An 18,439-nucleotide genomic window follows, 5' to 3' on the forward strand; every position below is an offset into this window, starting at 1 on the left:
CGCACAGTGCATCGTCATCGAAGTTCCCATTGCGGTTGCCGCAGGATCTGGTCCGGGCGGGGTCAGTTCGCCACCAAGCGCAGATACAGCAATCTGTCATCAGCGACGATGACGCCGAGCTCGGGAGAACCCACCCGGATCAGCCGTCCGTAACGGACGACCCCGAGCACGATGACGGGCAGCTCCCGCGGCGAAAGGCCGAGCACGTGCGGCTCCACACCGCGTTCAGAGACGGCGAACCCATCCTCGGGAGTCAACAGGTCCTCGATCATCTCCATCACCGTGGGAGTGGCAGGGGCCAGGCCCAGCAACCGGCCCGCCCGTCTCAGCGGACACCACGACCGTATCGGCACCAGACTGGCGCAGCACATGGCCCCGGCCAAGTGCAACACATCCGACTTGGTGGCCGAGCCCTGTACGGTCACCAGACCCTGCCGCGATGAGGAAGAACGCTCGCAGCGGCGTGATGACCAGGATGTTTACCAGCCGCGCCTGCGGGGTGAGCGGAGTGATGTCGCCGTAGCCGGTGGTCGACAGCGACACGGTGGCGTAGTAGACGCAATCCAACAGCGGCAACGGGGTTGTCCTGTACGTCGCGGTAGCCGTCCCGACCCAGATACACCACGATCACCGCCGCGGTCAGCGCGGCCAGGGCGTAACCGATGCGGCGCACGATCGCCCGGCCCGGGCTGGTCTGTTCCTCCGGGACCCGCAGCACCCCGACCAGAGCGAAGTCGGACGGTCGGTGAGGGTATCCGAGCGTCGCAGCGGCACCCGCAATCTACTGGGCATCGACGGTCGGATCTGTCGATCGGACGGTGAAAAGCGCTACCCACGGCATGGTCATCAGCGTCTACGTAACCCTGATACTGAACCATCCCGAGTCTCATGCACACATTGTCATTTGTGTGCGACCGGTTGATCGGCACGGTGTTCAGCGTAGTACTTGGCTCCATACTCGGCCGGTGGGATCCGCCCAAGGCGGTGCATGAGCCGGCCGGTGTTGTACCAGTGCACCCACGCCGAGGTGGCTTCCTCGACGTCACTGACAGTGCGCAGCGGGCCCTTGCGGAACGGGGAATCGTCGGCGATGCACTCGGCCTTGTAGAGCCCGATCGTCGTCTCTGCGAGGGCATTATCGTAGGCATCGGCCACCGACCCTATCGACGGCCGAATCCCTTGCAGGAACATGGTTTCCTCGAACCGAAGAGCCGTATACTGGGCGAGTTCAACCGGTCGATGCAACACCGGGCTACTGCAGGGAGCGTAGCTGCTCGGCGAAGACGTCGGCCGGGGTTCGCCAGCCGAGCACCTTGCGTGGCCTGTTGTTGATCGCCGGTCTGCAGGCAGTCAACTACGACGACAAGCTCGACGCTCGGTGGATGTCGCTGGTCACCGATCTCGACGGTCAACTGGCAGCGCAGATGAGCAGGGACTCCGACGCCGGGGCGATCACTTCGCTCTCGGACGACCATGAGGGTCTTGTCACGACGCTGACCGACATGATCGTCATGGCGTTCTCGAGGACCGATCGAACCCGCCGTCGCATCGAGTCGACTGATACGGCGGCGTGCTATCGCCTTCGTGGCGTGATGCGACCGGTCCACGCCCCTCTCTACTACCGGGAGGCAGTTCGCTTTTCAACTACCTCTTCACCTTCGTTTCGTCGCGCGCTCAGAACAGCCCGACTGCTCGGATGATCAGACCGACGGCCACCACCAGGACCACGATCACCACGATCGCGATGGCGATGAGGGCCCCGGCACTGCGGCGCTGCGGCGGTTCGTGTTGCGGACCGCCCACAGCAGTCTCGGCGGGCGGAGTATCTCCGGGCGACACCCCGCCTCCGGGTTCGAGACCAGGAGTGTTCGCGGGATCAGGGTTCTGCGGGTCGAACTCGGACGCGTCGGGATTCTCGTCAGCCATACTCTCCTGTACCCGATTATCGGCGAGCAACGCGTCGACTTTTCTTCTTCGCAGCGCCGCACCTGCGAGTGCGCGGGCTACAACGTCTGGGACAACGGTTCGATGATCCCGGAATCGACGTGGCCGCCGATACGCCGGGATAAGCTGACAACGGCCGAACAATACACCGCTGCAGGCTCCGGGAGCCGGTAACACCGCTGCTCCCAAGCCTTTTGACCTCGGGAGGAATCATGACCGACCCACAGCAGGATCCGAACAAGGACGAAGGTGAGGAGGGCCCGGCGGACGGCGGTGCAGCCGGCGTCCCGGGCGTTCACGATGGCGGAGCTGACGGGGGTTCCGACGGGGGCGCCGACAGCGGTGGCGACGGCGGAGCCGATGAGGGCGCCGACGGCGGGGCTGACGGAGGAGCCGATGGCGGAGCCGACGGAGGCAGCTGAGGGTGAGGACTCCTCGCACCGCACCCAGGACTCCGGCGTCGAAACGGACGCCGGAGTCCTGGAAACCCGCCTGATCGACATCGGTCGGGAGAAGTTCGCGTCCGAGATCTGGGGGCGGGCACCACTGCTGACGCGTCGCGCCGGCACATTCGCCGATCTTTTCTCCGTCGAGGCGGTCGACGAACTCATCTCACGCCGAGGACTTCGCACGCCCTTTCTTCGCGTCGCCAAGGACGGGACGACACTGCCGGACTCGTCGTTCACCTCCCCCGGTGGTGTCGGAGCGACCATCTCCGACCAACTCGACGACACGATGCTCTGGCGTAACCTCGCCGACGGTGCCACCCTCGTCCTGCAGGCACTGCACCGCACATGGGAACCGATCTCGCAGTTCGGCACCGCTCTGAGCGACGAACTCGGACATCCCGTCCAGGTCAACGCGTACATCACTCCACCTCGGAACCAGGGGTTCAGCCACCACTACGACGTCCACGACGTCTTCGTCGTGCAGATCGAGGGAACGAAGAGGTGGGTGATCCACGAGCCCGTCCACCCGGCGCCGCTACGCAATCAACCCTGGACCGATCATCGCCCCGCTGTCGCCCGAGCCGCGACAGAGCCGGCGTGCATCGACACGGTGCTCGAACCCGGCGACTGCCTCTATCTGCCGCGAGGCTGGATCCATGCCGCCGAGGCCCGAGGGGAGATCTCGATCCACCTCACCGTCGGCATCCATACGTGGACGCGCCACGCACTCGCCGAACATCTGACCCGAGCGGCACTCGCTGCGCTCGGCGACGATCCCGGGATGCGCGGCGCACTGCCCATGGGCATCGACGACCCGAATGATGAGGTCACCGCTGTCCGTGAGCATCTCATCGCCGCAATTGCCAACGCGGACGTCACCTCCCTGTTCCATCGTGCCCGGCGGGAGCAGGCGCGTCCGGCACCGCTGGGGCCGCTCGCCCAATTCGCCGCCGTCCACGATCTCGGCCCCGACACCACGGTGAAACTCCGCAGCGCGCTGTATGCGCGTCTGGAAGGTTCACACCTGGTCACGCGCGTCGGCCGCGTCACCGTGGCGGACGATGAAATGCCGTCTGTCACGCGCCTGCTCGACGGCGGATCCCACCCGACGAAAACCCTCGGGACCGACCTGGTCGAACGGCTGTTGCGCGCAGGGATCCTCGTCCCCGCGGAACAGTGACGGTGCACTGTGGCCTCAGCCGAACGCTTCTTCTGCGCAGACAGTGCCCGACAGCGGGGTGATCCGATGGCCGGCACGGCCCCACGCGGATTCGTTTGGATCCTCGTCGAATATCGGGGCAGATGGCCGGTGAACGGGTTCGAGGGGCTCGATCTCGACGCCGCGACCAAGACGGCCGTGTTCTCCGCCGCGCAGGCGGCTCGCGCACGCATACTGCTGGTCAAGCGCCCGGGCCGTCGTCGCCGCGGAGGACACGACCAGTGGGCGGTGCTCCGCCGCGAGACCTCGGGCACGGTGCGTCAGCAATGGGGAACGTGGGATCGCGAGGAGGATCTGACACAGATCGTCACCGCCCTCGAGACTCCCGGCGACCCCGGTGGCCCCTCCGTCCTCTTGGTCTGCGCTCACGGTCACCACGATCCGTGCTGCGCCGTGCGTGGACGGCCGGTCGCGCGCGCTCTGGCCGAGCGCTGGCCCGATCAGGTCTGGGAATGCTCGCACGTAGGCGGAGACCGGTTCGCCGCCAACGTCGTCGTCGTACCCGACGGTGTCTACTACGGCGGTCTCGACGCCGAATCGTCCGTCCTCACGATCGAGGAACACTTCTTCGACCGGATCCATCACCACCATCTACGCGGCTACACCGATATGTCTCCGCCTCAGCAGGCCGCGCTCGCCGCCACGCTCCGACGCTTCGGTCCGGCCGGGCGCAGCGGTTACGTGATCGCCGAGAGTGTGCGCGAGGGTGATCGCTGGCGGGTCCGGCTCGCCGGTCGTGCACCGCACCCGGAGCGTGTCGACGTCGAACTGCAGGCCCACCGCACTCCCCCGTGCCGATTGACCTGCCGTGGAGCGCCGACGGGTTCCGTCATGCTCTACGAACCCACCTCGGTCCGCGCGGTGTGAGCGGACGGCCGCGCAATCGGCCGCAGGTCGTCACCCCAGCTCTTCCTCCGCCTTCGCGAGGGCCGCGAACTCCTCGTCCGGGGAGTTCGCGACGAGGTGGTGGCGGCTGTAGAGACCGAAGTAAGCCATGCATGCAGCGAACGCGGCGAACGTCCACAGAGCCGCAACAGGATCGACGAGGAAGGTGGCCACCACAGCGGCCGCAGCGATCACCAGCGCGAACGATGTCGTGACGATTCCACCGGGTGTGCGGTACGGACGCCGCATCCCGGGCTCGCGGACGCGCAGCACGATGTGGCTGACCATCATGAGTACATAACTCACGGCGGCACCGAAGACCGCCATGTTGAGGAGCATCGCGCCCTCACCGGTCAGCGACAGGACGAAACCGATCACGCCGGGAACGATCAACGCGAGCATGGGTGCCTTGCGGGAATTCGTCACCGACAGGCTCGTCGGCAGGTAGCCGGCCCGGGACAGCGCGAAAGTCTGCCGCGAGTACGCGTACATGATGGAGAAGAAGCTGGCGATCAACCCGGCGAGCCCGATGTAGTTGACGACCTTCGCCGCTGTCCCGTCACCCAGCGCCTCGACGAGCGGGTTGCCCGAGGTCGACAACCCCTCGGCGCCCAACGCACCGGTCGCCAGGAACAGCACGGTCGCTCCGGTCAGCAAGAGCACCAGCATGCTGGAGATGATGCCGCGCGGCACGTTCTTCTCCGGCTCACGAGCTTCCTCCGCAGCGAGAGGAACGCCCTCGATCGCCAGGAAGAACCAGATCGCGAACGGGACCGCGGCCCAGATACCGAAGTAACCGAACGGCAGGAAGCCCGAGGCGCCGACGGCATCGGTCGGCGCGATGTCCGTGAGATTGTCGGACTCGAACAGTCCCACCGCAGAGACTGCGAAGATCACGAGTCCGGCAAGTGCGATGGCGGTGATGACGAACATCGCCTTGAGCGCTTCGCCCGCACCGGTGAGGTGGATGCCGATGAAAATGGCGTAGACAGCGAGGTAGATCCACCATCCGTCGGTGATCCCGAAGATGTTCAACGATTCGACATAGCTGCCGATGAACGTCGCGATGGCCGCCGGTGCGATCGCATACTCGATGAGAATGGCCGTACCGGTGGCGAATCCGCCCCAGGGGCCGAGCGCGCGGCGGGCGAAGGTGTATCCGCCCCCTGCGGCCGGAAGGGCCGACGACAATTCCGCCATCCCGAGCACCATCGCGAAATACATGCCCGCGATGACCACGCCGGCGATGAGCAGACCGCCGAATCCGCCTTCGGCGAGTCCGTTGTTCCATCCGGCGTAGTCACCGGAGATGACATAACTGACACCGAGTCCCGCAAGGAGCACCCACCCGGCGGTTCCTTTACGAAGTGAACGTTTTTCGAGGTATTCGCTCTTCTCGGCGTGGAAGTCGGCGCCGTCGTGGTGCTTGCGGGTCCTCGAACTCTTCGATGGTTCTACGACTGCCATTCCGTCTCCCTGAGGCGATCGGTTCGTACGGCGGCGTCACGCCGAGGTGGAACGTCGCGCGAGCAGCTGCCGGTGTTCATGAGCTACCCCCCGGGGTCGTGGAGAATCGCGCAACGAGATGGAGTGCAGCCGTGTAACTCAGATGATCCAGCATCCTCCCGGGCGAACAGGGTGTCTGTTCGTTTCTCGAGTATCGGAGAAGACTGTTGCAACTCTGTTGCGCGCCTGTAATGGAACGCACGGTTACGTAGCCTGCAAGCGGTCTTCTACCAACCGACGACACGTGGAGGATTCGAAGTGACAGCGCCGCTGGGCGGTAGCGATCGTGGCCGTGGCTGCGTTCGGATGGGGCGCATCGGTGGTGTAGCGGGCTCATCGTAGTGTCGTACGCCGATCCGAAGGTCTGCTCTCGGCAACTGGGCGTACCCGGGTGAAGACAGGGCGCAATGTTGCGGTCGCCGGACTGGGCGTCGGAGCTCCGAGTCTGGCGATCGCGCTCCTGCCGACCATGGACAAGGTGGTCGTGGTGATCGTCGTTGCGCTGCTGATGCCCGGCTTGTTCCATCTGACTCGCGAGACCCTCGCCTACCCCGTGAACGAGCACTGAGACTGCGGATACGACCGTCAGCTGTCGGTGTCCACGTCCGTGGTAGCGAGAATCGATGCCCGCCATCGACCTTCGGTTCGACGACCGAGTGCGATATCGCGTCCGAAAATGCGGTTGCTCGGTCCGGCACTGCTCCCTAGGGTGGCCCGCATGGCATCGGTCAGGCAGGTACAGGTCACGTTCGATTCCACCGAACCCGAGCGACTCGCGCACTTCTGGTGCGCTGTTCTCGGCTACGAGGTGCCCACGCCGCCCGACGGGTTCGCGACATGGACCGACTACGACGCAAGCCTGCCCACAGAGTCGCAGGGACGCGCGTTCGTGTGCGCCGACCCGACCGGTACCGGGCCACGGCTGCACTTCCAGCGAGTACCCGAAGAAAAGGTAGTGAAGAACCGGGTGCATCTCGACGTCCGCGTCGGGACAGGCTTGGAGGGTGACGAACGCCTGTCTGCTCTGCAAGCCGAATCCGACCGGCTGGTCGCGCTCGGCGCTGCGCAGGTGAAGGTTCTGCACGCCGACGGCGTCGACGAGTCCTGCATCGTCATGCAGGACATCGAAGGCAACGAGTTCTGTCTGGACTGAAGGACGCGCGGCAACCGGTGGTGTCGCGATCGAGGAACGGCGCTACACACCTACCGATGGCGTGCCACCGACGATCGGAAGCCGCAGACGAACCTCGGTTCCCCGCGGCTCGTTCGGAGAGAACTCGATGTCGCCGCCGTGACGCTCGACGATGTGCTCCGACACGATCAAGCCGAGCCCGGAGCCGTCCTGCTTCGCGGAGAACGCCCCTGAGACGAGTTGATTTCGCGGGGCTCGTTCCATGCCTCGGCCTTCGTCGGCCACCCGGATGCATGCCCAGTCACCATCACGGCAGGTCGTGACCCTCAATTCCTTCGCCTCCGTTGTGGGCAGGACGATCTCGTCGATCGCGTTGAAGCACAGATTGATGATGACCTGACCGATCAACACGCTCTCCCCCTGCACAGGCAAGCTCTCGACGGTCCGATCGACCACCACCCGCACGCCCCGTTCAGCCGCGCGCAACCGAACGAAATACAGGCTCTCCTCCATCACGTCGTTGAGATCGATGGCCGACGACGTCGATTCGATGCGCCGCACATACCGTTTGACCGACGCCACGATCTCCGCAGCACGGCTCAACTGCTTCTCCGCCATGTCCAGACCGTAGGAGAGTTGATCGCGGTCGAGAGTGCCACCAGCAACGCGCGTTTGGAGACCACGCAGGTAGTTCGACGACGCCGCCAGTGGTTGCCCGAGTTCATGGGCCAGGATCATCGCCATGTCACCCATCGCGTTGTAGCGGCTCAAATACTGCAGGTTCGCTACCTGGTATTCGTGGCGCTGCTCCAACTCGACGCGGTCGGTCACGTCCCGGATCACGAGCACCCGCGAGACCATGCCGTCGTGCACCACGTCCTCGAGCTCACCGGCGAGCCAGGTGACGCGGCCGTCCGGCTTCTCGATCTTCTGCCGGATCTTCACCGATCCGGTGCCCGACGCTAGCTTCGACACCACCTGCTCGGAATCCAGCGAGGGATCGCATCGCCCCAGGTCCTCGAGGTGGGCCCCCATCAACTGTTCGGTGGTCGAGCCGAACAACCGCGCCGCGAGTGGTGAGATGTCGTCGATGCAGTTGCCGTCGTCGAGCACCAGGATGCCGGCCGAGGTGTGCGTCATGATCCGCTGCAACGACTGCGACACCCAGCTGAGTTCCTGCTGGATCTCCACCTCATCGGAAATGTTGCGGAACTCGACCATCACCACCGGACCGTCCTGGAACTGCACCAGGGACGCGTTGGCGTCGGTGAGGAAGTCCATCCCGTCCTTGGTTCGATATTTCCACTGCCGCCGACTCGATCCATGTACGACCGCGGACTGCAGCCACGCCACTCCCAGCGCCCGGCGATACTGACGTTCCTGACTGCTCATGTGGTGCGCTTTGAGCGGCCGCAACTCCTCGAGCGTGAAACCGAACATCCGGCACGCAGCGGGATTGGCCCACAGGATGTTCTTCGACGCAGCCTCGTGGATCAGGATGCCGGTCTGCGTTCGCTCCGCCATCGCCTGGAAGTCACGTCGGGTAGGGAACATCGATCAACACCTCCGGGAGCAGGACGGTCCATCGTCCGACGCGCAACGTCGTCACCGCCATTGGGAATTACTTTATGGCCTCGGGAGAAAGTCCCGATACCGCCGTAACCGGCTCGTCCATAGCGTGTTCATCAGCGCGAACACGTACCGAAACGGAGACGGCATGACCATCCCCAGCACGACCGAACGGATCGAGGCAGCGCCGGCGGGTCCGGCGCGGGATCGCGCGTTCGAGCACGCGCTCGAAGTGCTCCGCGACCGGCGCGACGAGTTCGACCAGCAACGCTTCGTACCCCCCGACTACATCGCATTGCTCAAACAGGCCGGACTGTACCGGGCATCCACGCCGGCACAGTTCGGTGGCGAACCGATGGCGCCGTCGTCCTTCATGCACCTCGTCGAACGGATCTCTGCGATCGATCCAGCCACGGGCTGGGTCGCCAGCTTCGGATCGTCGCTGGTGTACTTCTCCGCTCTCCCGGTCGCGACCCAGGCGAAGATTTACGCTGACGGCCCCGACATCGCCTACGCCGGCGGCTTGTTCCCCATGCAGGAAGCCGAGAAGGTCGACGGTGGCTATCTGTGCAGCGGGCTGTGGCAGTTCGCGAGCGGCTGCCGAGGCGCCGACATCCTCGGGATCGGTCTCGCCGGCGGCCCGGACACCAACGGCATGCCTCTCACCGCGCTGGTGAATCCAGCGGACGTCGAGATCGTCGAGAACTGGGACGTGGCGGGCATGGGAGCCACCGGCTCGCACTCGATACGCGCTGACCAACTCTTCGTGCCCGAAGAGATGACCTTCGTCCGCGGCGGCGCACCGAAAGTCGACGAACCGATCACCCGCTACCCGATGCTTCCCTACGCCGCGCAGGTGCTCGCGGTGGTCACGCTCGGAGCAGCGCGCGGTGCCCTCGACTACGTGCAGGAGGTCGGTGCAGCGCGTTCCAGCATCACCGGCGGTGCCGCCAAGGGCAACCGTCCCGCCTACAAGATCGGTCTGGCCAGGGCTGAGGCCGATCTGCGGTCGGCACGTGCATTCTTCTACGAGGTCACCGACGAAGTGTGGAGTCTTGCGCTTGCGGGCGATCCGATCTCCGACGAACACAGGGCGATGCTCCGCTTGGCAGCGACACATGCCGCGCATGTCGGTCGCACCGTGGTGCTGTCGGCCTTCGATCTCGCCGGCACCGGCGCGATTTACGACAGTCATCCTCTCCAGCGATATCTGCAGGATGCGCTCGTTCCTGCCCAGCACGCCATGTTGCAGACCAACACGTTCGAGGCCGCCGGTTCGATTCTGCTCGGTCTCGACGCCGATATCCCCAGCTTCCCCTGATCGCCTCTCCGACCGTGCGAGCCCGCAAGGCTCACCCGACCGAAAGGACACCTGTCGTGCCCGAACCATTGCGCACCTTGTTCTGCATCGGCAACAACCAGAACTTCTTCGATCTCCCCAAGGCGGAGATCGGTCCGGTCTGGGTCGGCATCTCCACTATGCTCTCCGATCTCAAGCGCATGGACGGCGTCGACGTCATCGGCACCTTCGACGACGACGCCCACATGGTCGGACCGTCCGATGGGTGGCCGTGGACGTGCTACGTCCTCGCCGACGTCAAAGACCAGGAGACAGTGAAGAACGCGTGCAACCTGTTGCGCACCACCATGATCGGTGAGTTTGCATTGTGGAGGTATTTCAAGATCGAAGCTCGTATGGGTCGTGAGCTGACCATTCGGGACGACGTGGACGTGTAGACGTGACCGACATGTCGGACCGACTGTCCGCGCTCGAAGTCAAGGACGCTGCCCGGCTATGCCTGATGCGCTACATGGACCTGTGCAACGTCCCCGGTTCCCTGGAGCATCCCGAACAGATCGGCGCGCTGTTCACCGGCAATGCGACTTGGGAAGGCATCGGATCGGAGTACACAGACAAGTTCGGGATCGCTCACGGGCGCGAGGACATCGTCGCTCTGGTCTCTCGATATCTTCCACCAGCCGAACATTTCGTTCGCAACACGCATCTGCTCGGCAGCGAACGGATCCGGGTCGAGCGCGACAGTGCTCACGGTCGATGGATCATGCAACAACTGTCGCTGTACACGGACGGCACGGCCGAACTGCTGTGTGCCCGACTCGAGATCGATTTCGAGATCTCCCGCTCGGCGGACATCACGGCCCGCATACACCGATTCCGCACCCAGCGCATGTTCGCGGCACCCCTGCCCATCGACGCGATGAGTCATCTGCACTGATGCGGACACCCGCACGTGACGAGTTCGAAGGAAGCAAACACATGACGACGATCGAACATTCGATCCAGAACAATTACGGGGATCTCGTCGGCACCGATCGGGTCGCCGGACGACTCTACACGGACCCGGAGATCTTCCGTGTCGAGATGGAGAAGATCTTCTACCGCACGTGGGTGTGGGTCGCGCACGAGAGCGAGATCCCTGAGCCCGGTTCGTTCAAGACCACTCAGGTCGGGAATCAGCCGGTGATCGTCACTCGTGACCGCAAGGGAAACTTCAACACCCTCCTGAACCGCTGCCGGCACCGCGGCGCGACCGTCTGCGACCAGCGCAGCGGCAAGGCCAACGGCTTCACGTGCCCGTACCACAACTGGTCCTACGCTCTCGACGGTCGATTGCGCGGTATCCCCTATCCGGACGGCTACGAGGGAGTCATCGACAAGAAGGACTTCCCCCTCCAGACGCTGCGCACCGAGAGCTACCTGGGCATGATCTGGGCAACCTTCAACCGGGACGCCGAATCCCTCGAGGATTTCCTCGGTGACGCCAAGCTCTGGATGGAGCGCTTCTTCAAGCAGAGCAACGGACTGCCGACCAAGGTGCTCGGCGTCCACAAGTTCCGCTTCAAGGGCAACTGGAAGATCCAACTGGAGAACACCACGGACGGCTACCACTTCCCGATGGTGCACAAGTCATGGATGGCCTCCGTCGACGCGGAAACCGCCGACATGATGTCGTTCATGGACGATCCGGCCGCCGAGACACATTCGCTCGGCAACGGACACAGCGTCGCGATCATGGCCGCTGCCCACGTCGACCTCGATATTGACGACGGCACCGAGGAGATCCAGCCACGCTTCCAGCATCTCGTCGACGAACTCACCGAGGCCGGGGAGAGTCCGGAGCGGATCCGTCGCTACATGCGCTCGATGCACGGCTGCGGGTTCAACCTCAACACTTTTCCGAATGTGGCGATGTCCTCGTCGTTCTTCCGGGTCTTGATTCCCATCTCCGTCGACGAGACCGAGATCTGGCACATGGCCATCGGCATGGACGGCGGCCCTGAATCCGTCAACCGGGAGCGTCTGCGTATTCACGAGCACTTCCAGGGCCCGTTCGGCTTCGGCAGCCCCGACGATGCGGAGGGTTGGACCCGGGTTCAGATCGGTGCCGGCGGCAATCCCGACATGCCCATCCTCGTCAACCGCGGCGAGGGGCGCGAATACCTCACCGAAGAAGGTTGGCCCACTTCACATGTCACCGACGAGACAGGAATGCGCGAGGCCTACGCAATGTGGAAGAAGCTGATGAGCGATGACTGACCTGAGCCTGACCGATCCCCGCGTGTTGCGTGCCGTAGAACTGGTGTGGAAGGAGGCCGAGGCCCTCGACGCGAAAGACTACAAGTCCTGGGAGCAGATGTACACCGATGATGGCATCTACGTGATCCCCATCGACCCGGACACGGATGACTTCGCGTCCTCGCTCAACATGGTCTACGACGATGCACGGATGCGCCGACTGCGCGTCCAACGCATGCTCCAGGGTTACTCGCCGTCCGCGGTCGCCGCAGCACGCACCGTCCGCGTGATCTCCCGCTTCACCGTGCAGGAACGCACCGATACCTCGGTCACCCTCCGCTCGGCGCAGATCGTCAATGCCTTCAAACGCAACGAGTTCTTGACCCTCGGCGCGGATCTGACGCACACGATCGTGTTCGACGACGAGGGCGACGACAGGATCGCGCTCAAGGTGATCCGTCTGATCGACAGTGAGGACGCGGTCAGCGCGTCCGGCTATCTGCTCTGAGAGGCCGCCATGAATCCTCATGCCCCGGGTATCGCGGTCGTCACCGGAGCCGCCGGCGGAATGGGCACCGCCATCGCCCGTAAACTGCATACCGACGGCCGGCGGGTGCTCCTCGCCGACCTCGACACCGCCGCGGTCGACGCCCTCGCGGCGGAACTGTCCCCCGACGGGTCCACAGCCCGCGGCATCAAGTTGGACGTCGGCCGCAAGGCGGCCTTCGAGGAAGGCCTCGCAGTCTGTGAAGACCTGTGGGGCACGCCCACCATCGTCGTCAACAACGCCGCGGTCACCCGCGCGGCCGACCTGATGACACTCGGTGAAGACGAGTTCACGGACGTGCTCACCACGAACGTCAACAGCGTCTTCTTCGGCTGTCAGGTGTTCGGAGCGGCGATGGCCGACAAGGGATTCGGTCGCATCGTCAACATGGCTTCGCTCGCGGGCCAGAACGGCGGCACCGCCACCGGCGGGCACTACGCGGCGTCGAAGGGTGCGATCCTGACCGCCACCAAGATCTTCGCGCGGGAACTCGCCGCGCGAGGCGTGACGGTCAACGCGATCTCCCCGGGCCCACACGATCTGCCGGTCGTCCGCAAGACGGTTCCGGCCGACAAACTCGACGGCATCGTTGCCGGTATTCCGGTCGGGCGACTCGGCAGTGCATCGTTCGTCGCTGACACCGTCGCGCTGTTGATCTCCGACGACGCTTTCTTCGTCACCGGTGCCTGCTGGGACATCAACGGCGGCCTGTATCTGCGCTGAGCGTTCCATCCCTATCGGCCCGCACCCGTCGCTACACGAGGAGAACCTGACATGACACTCATCGACGTCATCGTCTCCGACATCACCCAGGAAACACCGACCGTCAAGTCGATCACGCTCGTGAAGGCGGACGGGTCACCGCTGGGTCCGTACCTGCCTGGCGCACACATCGACGTCGAGGGCCCGACAGCGATCACACGTCAGTACTCGCTGTGCAGCACCCCGGACGCACCGGACTCGTTCGTCTTCGCCGTCAAGAAGGAGGCGAACTCACGCGGTGGATCCGCTGCCCTGCACGAACTCTCTGTCGGCGACACCCTCCGCATCAGCACGCCTCGGAACCTGATCGCCATCGCCGAAGAGGCACAGCACCACGTGCTCGTCGCCGCCGGCATCGGCATCACTCCGATGCTGAGTATGGCCCGCTACATGGACGTTCACGGCATCAGCTTCGAACTGCACTACTTCGCCCGCACCGAATCCGAAGCGGCATTCCTGCCGCTGCTGAACGATCGCTGCCCGGACAAGCTACATCAGCATCTCGGAGTGACGCGCGAGGCCCAGGAGCATGTCCTGAAGGACGAATTGGCCGAATTGCCTCCACACACTCACATCTATACGTGCGGACCGGCCGGGTTCATGGACAAGGTCTTTGCCGTCGCGCGTGAGCACGTCTCCCCCGACGCCATCCACCTCGAGAACTTCCACGCCTCGGAGCAGCCCGACGCGTCGGCGAACGCCGCATTCGAAGTTGAGCTGGACGGAGAGACCTATCGGATTCCGGCCGATAAGAGCATCGTCGAGGTCCTCCAGGACAACGGTTGCGACGTCGACACCTCCTGCCAGGAAGGCATCTGCGGAACGTGCATCATGCAGGTCCTGGAGGGTTCGCCCGAACACCGCGACAACGTGCTCACCCGTGCCGAGAAGGAATCCGGGGAAGTCATGGCAGTGTGCGTGTCGCGCACGAGAGGGCAGCGACTCGTCCTCGACTACTACTGATCGACCGTGGTCAGGCTTCGTTCGGGACCTCTACGCCGTAGCGGAGGAGGTCCCGAACGAAGGTGCCGATACTGTCGGAGTCGGTCTTGCTCTTGATCCGAGCCCGATGGACATCGACGGTCTTCACGCTCATCCCCAGCTTGCGGGCGATATTCTGGCTCGGCAGGCCTTCGACGACCAAGGCCAGGATCTGCCGCTCACGCGGCGTCAGCCCCTGGAGTTTCTCCCGCAGCGCTACGCGTGCAGCATGCTCCGCGAAACGCGTCCGAGCGCGCTCGACGCCGGACTGGACCGCGTCGAGCAGCCGTTGCGGATCGTACGGCTTCTCCAGGAAATCCATGGCGCCCTTCTGCAGCGTCGAGACGGACATCCTGATGTCGCCGTGCGCCGAAACGAAGATGATCACCACATGCGGCGCGAACTCGTTGATCCGCTCCTGCAACCTCGTGCCGCTCATGCCCGGCATGCGCACATCGAGCACGATGCAAGCGGGATGCGTGCCGTCGTAGACATCGAGGAAGACATCGGCACTGTGGCAGATGACCGGTCGGATGCCGATGCTCTCCAGAATCCAGTCGACGGAATCGCACAACGCTGGATCGTCGTCGACGACGTACACGATGGCCTCGGACGCCGGCGCATCGTTGCCGGTCACATGCTCGGCCATGTCAGCTGTCCGCATCCCACGCTGCTTCGGCAGTCCAGTACGGAGCCCCGACTGCGCTTGTCTTCGGCTCCCAGTCGGTGGTGCGGCGGAGCAGGGGTTCTTCACGACGGGCCGATACGTCGGCCGCTTCCGGTCCATCCGCCTCCACGGTCCAATGCACCCAGTTGACCTCGCGTCCGTACTCGTCGTGGACGAACAGGTCGACGTGATGCCATCCGTAGTTGAAGGTGTCCTCGTAGCAGGTGAGGAACATCCGATGGTGATTGACCGGGCGCGGTTTCAGCATCGAGAATTCTCCAGTCGTCATCAGGGGCATGGTCTTCGAATCACTCGTCCAGCGGGGGACTTTCGCGGAGAATTGCTTCGAGTCTCTCCCCGACCTCGAACAGGTCATCCTCCCTACCCGGCAGGCCGACGAGCTGTATTCCGAGCGGCAGTCCCGCAGTGGTGCGCGCTCCGGGCACAATCACCACGGGTAGGCCCAGCAACTGCCACGGGCGGCTGAGGATCGGCGAACCGGTCGCCGACAATCCCTTCGGTGCAGGTCCGGTCGCGGCAGGACCGACGATGAGGGATGATCCGTCGAGTATCTCGCCCAACAACTCCCGCGAGCGATCCCGTCGGATCAACGCAGCCGTGTGGTCGGAGACCGAGATTGTCTGTCCCTGCTGCAGCAGATCTCGGATCTGCGGGCTCAGATCGTCCCGCTGCCGTTCGAACTCACGAGCTCGGGTGCGTGCGGCCTCGAAGGCCATGATCGTCGCGTGGTCCTCGGCGAGAGTCTGCACGTGGTCGTCCCAGTCGAGCATTTCCGAATGCAGGCCCAGTCCGGCCAGAACAGACGGAAGACGGCCCAGCAGAGCGATCATCGGAGGGTCGAGATATCCGAGATAGCTTCCGCCCCAGACGAACGCACATTCCGGAAGACCGGACTGAACAGCGGCGGCTGAGCCGAGGAACGCATCGTGGACGTAACGCAGATCGGCGACGGTGCGGGTGAGCAGCCCCAGGGAATCGAGGGAGTCGCTCAGGCCGACAATTCCTGCCATCTCGGTACTGCCGTGGGCGAGAACCAGTCCGGCCGTGCCGCAATAGGACGCCGGTCGGGTCAGGGAACCCGCGGTCTGGGTACCGAGCGCCAACGGCACGGTGCCAGCACCGACCGCGGCGGCGGACCCGCTCGACGATCCTCCGGGCGTGTGCTCGGGTGCATGAGGATTGCGTGTGGGACCCGGACGGAAGTAACCGAACTCGGTCGTGACGGTCTTACCTTGGACGACGGCGCCGAGCGAACGCAATCGTTCCACGCAGGGCGCGTCCGCGACAGCTGCCGCGGCGGATGTGACCGGCGATCCCGCACGGGTCGGCATGCCGGCGACGTCGATCAGGTCCTTCACACCGACGGAAATCCCTCGCAAAGGCAGGTCTCGGCGGTCGGCATCGATCGTCGCGACGTCCTCGGCAGTAGTGCTCGACAATTGCACCCACGCCTGCAGTACGGGTTCCTGAGCGTCGATTGCCGTTCTGGCTCGGGACACGAGTTCCGTCGCCGTCGTCGAACCGGTCCGGACCGACCTCACCTGATCTTCGATGGACACGTCAACCACGGGCGCGTTCACATCATCCTCCTGCAGTCGCTGACCTCCCCATTCTGCCCAGGAAAAGGACGTACCGACAGTAAAGGTTTCCCTCCTACCCGAGTGACGCAAGGCGACATAGGTTTTCCACACCGTTGGGCTTCCGATCACCAACGGAGCACTCGCCGCTCACTCCAGCCCCATTCCCAGCCCACAAGAAAGGCGGCCTCTCATGGCTTCGACCGTGGCGCCGGACAAGATCATCGATCCTTCCGATCCGAAGGCATCGAAGAAGATCGACTTCGGCAGAATGAACCGCAAGGCCTGGTTGATCACTGCACTCCTCGTTCTTTTTCAGATCGTCGCGTTCGCCGACAAGGCTGTACTCGGACTCGTTGCGTCAGAGGCGATCCCGGACCTGGGAATCTCGGCCGTCGAGTTCGGTTTCATCGGCAGTGCGTTCTTCTTCCTCTACGCCGTGGTCTCGGTCGTTACCGGATTTCTCGCAGCGCGGTTCTCGGTGCGGTGGATCATCCTGACGATGGGCGTCGTGTGGGCCGTGATGCAGTTCCCCATGCTGCTCGGTGGCGGCGCCGCGATCCTTCTGGTCACCCGCATCGTTCTCGGCGGCGCCGAGGGCCCGGCCACCGCGATGTCACTGACCTCCGCCCACTCCTGGTTCGAACCCCGACGTCGCGCGCTTCCCTCCAATCTTGTCGCTGCGGGCTCGACCCTCGGTCCGGTCCTCGCCGCACCTGCCCTGGCCTGGGTCATCGGTGCTTGGGGATGGCGCTGGGCGTTCGGTGTCCTCGGTATCGTTGGTCTGGTCTGGGTGATCGCCTGGTTGATCCTGGCCGGCGACGGGCCCTACGCGGGCCACGGGAAGAAGGATTCCGCCGGCAAGGATGCCCCCGAGGCGGATGCCGAGTCCGCTCACGAAGTCGCCACGGATGATGTCGACAAACAACCGGCCGTCTCGCTCTGGCGGGCATTCGCGAGCTTGACTTTCCTCGCGGCGGTCATCGGCGGAGGTTCGAACTTCTGGGTGCAGGGGTTCGTGACCACCTGGCTGCCCCAGTACCTGGGGACCGTGGTCGGACTTTCGTTGCCCCAGGTCGGGACGGTCACCACGATTCCCTGGATCCTGGGAGCGCTCGTGCTTCTCTTCCTCGGATTCCTCGGTCACCGACTGATGCAGCGGGGATACAACGCGCATCGGTCCATCGCGATCCCCTTCGGTATCGCAGCACTCGTTGCCGGTGTGTGCTTCATCCTGGTCCAGGCGGCCTCCGGTGTCGCCGCCGTCGCGTTGCTCTGCATCGCCGCAGGTTGCAGCCTCGCCTACCCGATGACCGCCTCAGCGCTGGCATTCGCGGTCGGCGCACGGCAGCGTCCGATCATGATGGCCACGCTGGGCGGTGTCGCGTCGATCGGCGCAATCATCTCCCCCACCCTCGTCGGATGGCTGATGACGCGCGCGGGGTACGTCTCGCCGCCCTCGGGCACGTCCCTCACCCCCGAGATGGCGAACAACATGGCCGTAGGCGTACATCAAGCCTTCACGATCACCGGTGTCGTCCTGCTCGTCGGCGGCGTGCTGTGCATCCTCTTCCTCCGCCCCGAAGCCCTTGGACGCACCCTCCAGGCGCGTCACCGCAAAGGCTGAACCGAGCCGGATCGA

General features: G+C 64.5%; 20 protein-coding genes and 2 pseudogenes. 14 read left to right on the forward strand and 8 right to left on the reverse strand.

The features are described from left to right. Positions 1–62: 62 nt before the first annotated feature. Positions 63–792 (reverse strand): annotated as a pseudogene (locus ACQR3U_RS15995) (potassium channel family protein). A gap of 108 nt (positions 793–900) precedes the next feature. Beyond that, positions 901–1,224, reverse strand: a pseudogene (locus tag ACQR3U_RS16000) (integrase core domain-containing protein); the annotation flags it as partial. A gap of 101 nt (positions 1,225–1,325) precedes the next feature. Here ACQR3U_RS16000 and ACQR3U_RS16005 point away from each other — a divergent pair. Next, positions 1,326–1,700, forward strand: a complete 375-nt coding sequence (locus ACQR3U_RS16005) for a hypothetical protein (protein ID WP_162483973.1) — start codon at positions 1,326–1,328, stop codon at positions 1,698–1,700. Here the strand turns inward: ACQR3U_RS16005 and ACQR3U_RS16010 are convergent. Next, complete coding sequence (locus ACQR3U_RS16010; RefSeq protein WP_019289476.1) at positions 1,675–1,926, reverse strand: DUF6480 family protein; 252 nt, start codon at positions 1,924–1,926, stop codon at positions 1,675–1,677. The genes ACQR3U_RS16005 and ACQR3U_RS16010 overlap by 26 nt on opposite strands. A gap of 230 nt (positions 1,927–2,156) precedes the next feature. Here ACQR3U_RS16010 and ACQR3U_RS16015 point away from each other — a divergent pair, with 230 nt between their 5' ends. The 3 genes from ACQR3U_RS16015 (at position 2,157) to ACQR3U_RS16025 (ending at position 4,479) form a co-directional block, all read left to right on the forward strand. After that, a complete protein-coding gene (locus tag ACQR3U_RS16015) occupies positions 2,157–2,366 on the forward strand; it encodes a hypothetical protein (RefSeq protein WP_039587332.1) in 210 nt (69 codons plus the stop codon). After that, a complete protein-coding gene (locus tag ACQR3U_RS16020; RefSeq protein WP_200886528.1) occupies positions 2,341–3,573 on the forward strand; it encodes a cupin domain-containing protein in 1,233 nt (410 codons plus the stop codon). Before ACQR3U_RS16015 ends, ACQR3U_RS16020 begins: the two co-directional genes overlap by 26 nt. Positions 3,574–3,702: 129 nt before the next feature. Next, positions 3,703–4,479 (forward strand): sucrase ferredoxin, encoded by a 777-nt coding sequence (locus ACQR3U_RS16025; RefSeq protein ID WP_230810875.1) that lies wholly within the window; start codon positions 3,703–3,705, stop codon positions 4,477–4,479. 30 nt (positions 4,480–4,509) lie between these two features. Here the strand turns inward: ACQR3U_RS16025 and eat are convergent, their stop codons facing one another. Continuing rightward, positions 4,510–5,964, reverse strand: coding sequence for an ethanolamine permease (gene eat, locus ACQR3U_RS16030; RefSeq protein ID WP_006552114.1), 1,455 nt, complete (start codon positions 5,962–5,964; stop codon positions 4,510–4,512). Positions 5,965–6,394: 430 nt separating this feature from the next. On the opposite strand from eat, the gene ACQR3U_RS16035 reads away from it, so the two are divergent. Next, a complete protein-coding gene (locus ACQR3U_RS16035) occupies positions 6,395–6,571 on the forward strand; it encodes a hypothetical protein (RefSeq protein ID WP_019289471.1) in 177 nt (58 codons plus the stop codon). A gap of 150 nt (positions 6,572–6,721) precedes the next feature. Then, the gene (locus ACQR3U_RS16040; RefSeq protein ID WP_019289470.1) at positions 6,722–7,156 is read left to right on the forward strand and encodes a VOC family protein; all 435 of its coding nucleotides are present in this window, start codon (positions 6,722–6,724) and stop codon (positions 7,154–7,156) included. A 42-nt stretch (positions 7,157–7,198) separates the two neighbouring features. Here the strand turns inward: ACQR3U_RS16040 and ACQR3U_RS16045 are convergent, their stop codons facing one another. Further along, positions 7,199–8,689: a PAS domain S-box protein gene (locus ACQR3U_RS16045; RefSeq protein WP_198162505.1), complete on the reverse strand. Its 1,491-nt coding sequence runs from the start codon at positions 8,687–8,689 to the stop codon at positions 7,199–7,201. 163 nt (positions 8,690–8,852) lie between these two features. Here ACQR3U_RS16045 and ACQR3U_RS16050 point away from each other — a divergent pair, with 163 nt between their 5' ends. Genes ACQR3U_RS16050 through ACQR3U_RS16080 form a run of 7 tightly spaced genes read left to right on the forward strand, consistent with a single transcriptional unit; the run spans position 8,853 to position 14,514 of the window. Continuing rightward, entirely contained in the window at positions 8,853–10,025 is a 1,173-nt protein-coding gene (locus ACQR3U_RS16050; RefSeq protein ID WP_033098224.1) for an acyl-CoA dehydrogenase family protein, read from the forward strand. 56 nt (positions 10,026–10,081) lie between these two features. Beyond that, positions 10,082–10,441, forward strand: coding sequence for a hypothetical protein (locus ACQR3U_RS16055; RefSeq protein ID WP_033098189.1), 360 nt, complete (start codon positions 10,082–10,084; stop codon positions 10,439–10,441). 11 nt (positions 10,442–10,452) lie between these two features. Next, positions 10,453–10,941 carry a nuclear transport factor 2 family protein gene (locus ACQR3U_RS16060; protein WP_230810888.1) on the forward strand — a complete coding sequence of 163 codons (489 nt, stop codon included), beginning with the start codon at positions 10,453–10,455 and terminating at the stop codon, positions 10,939–10,941. A gap of 41 nt (positions 10,942–10,982) precedes the next feature. Continuing rightward, positions 10,983–12,263, forward strand: coding sequence for an aromatic ring-hydroxylating oxygenase subunit alpha (locus ACQR3U_RS16065; RefSeq protein WP_033098223.1), 1,281 nt, complete (start codon positions 10,983–10,985; stop codon positions 12,261–12,263). Beyond that, positions 12,256–12,750 (forward strand): aromatic-ring-hydroxylating dioxygenase subunit beta, encoded by a 495-nt coding sequence (locus ACQR3U_RS16070; RefSeq protein WP_230810876.1) that lies wholly within the window; start codon positions 12,256–12,258, stop codon positions 12,748–12,750. Before ACQR3U_RS16065 ends, ACQR3U_RS16070 begins: the two co-directional genes overlap by 8 nt. A 9-nt stretch (positions 12,751–12,759) precedes the next feature. Next, the gene (locus ACQR3U_RS16075; protein ID WP_006552106.1) at positions 12,760–13,512 is read left to right on the forward strand and encodes an SDR family NAD(P)-dependent oxidoreductase; all 753 of its coding nucleotides are present in this window, start codon (positions 12,760–12,762) and stop codon (positions 13,510–13,512) included. Between the two features lie 51 nt (positions 13,513–13,563). Beyond that, a complete protein-coding gene (locus ACQR3U_RS16080; RefSeq protein ID WP_024100995.1) occupies positions 13,564–14,514 on the forward strand; it encodes a PDR/VanB family oxidoreductase in 951 nt (316 codons plus the stop codon). Positions 14,515–14,524: 10 nt separating this feature from the next. Here the strand turns inward: ACQR3U_RS16080 and ACQR3U_RS16085 are convergent, their stop codons facing one another. Genes ACQR3U_RS16085 through ACQR3U_RS16095 form a run of 3 tightly spaced genes read right to left on the reverse strand, consistent with a single transcriptional unit; the run spans position 14,525 to position 16,800 of the window. Then, entirely contained in the window at positions 14,525–15,181 is a 657-nt protein-coding gene (locus ACQR3U_RS16085) for a response regulator transcription factor (protein ID WP_033098186.1), read from the reverse strand. A gap of 1 nt (position 15,182) precedes the next feature. Beyond that, a complete protein-coding gene (locus ACQR3U_RS16090) occupies positions 15,183–15,467 on the reverse strand; it encodes a hypothetical protein (protein ID WP_230810889.1) in 285 nt (94 codons plus the stop codon). A 40-nt stretch (positions 15,468–15,507) separates the two neighbouring features. Then, positions 15,508–16,800: an amidase gene (locus tag ACQR3U_RS16095; RefSeq protein WP_019289463.1), complete on the reverse strand. Its 1,293-nt coding sequence runs from the start codon at positions 16,798–16,800 to the stop codon at positions 15,508–15,510. Between the two features lie 190 nt (positions 16,801–16,990). Between ACQR3U_RS16095 and ACQR3U_RS16100 the strand changes: the two genes are divergently transcribed. Continuing rightward, complete coding sequence (locus ACQR3U_RS16100) at positions 16,991–18,424, forward strand: MFS transporter (protein WP_230810877.1); 1,434 nt, start codon at positions 16,991–16,993, stop codon at positions 18,422–18,424. Positions 18,425–18,439 lie beyond the last annotated feature (15 nt).

Source organism: Rhodococcus sp. IEGM1339, assembly GCF_050321925.1.
Lineage (GTDB): Bacteria > Actinomycetota > Actinomycetes > Mycobacteriales > Mycobacteriaceae > Rhodococcus > Rhodococcus pyridinivorans.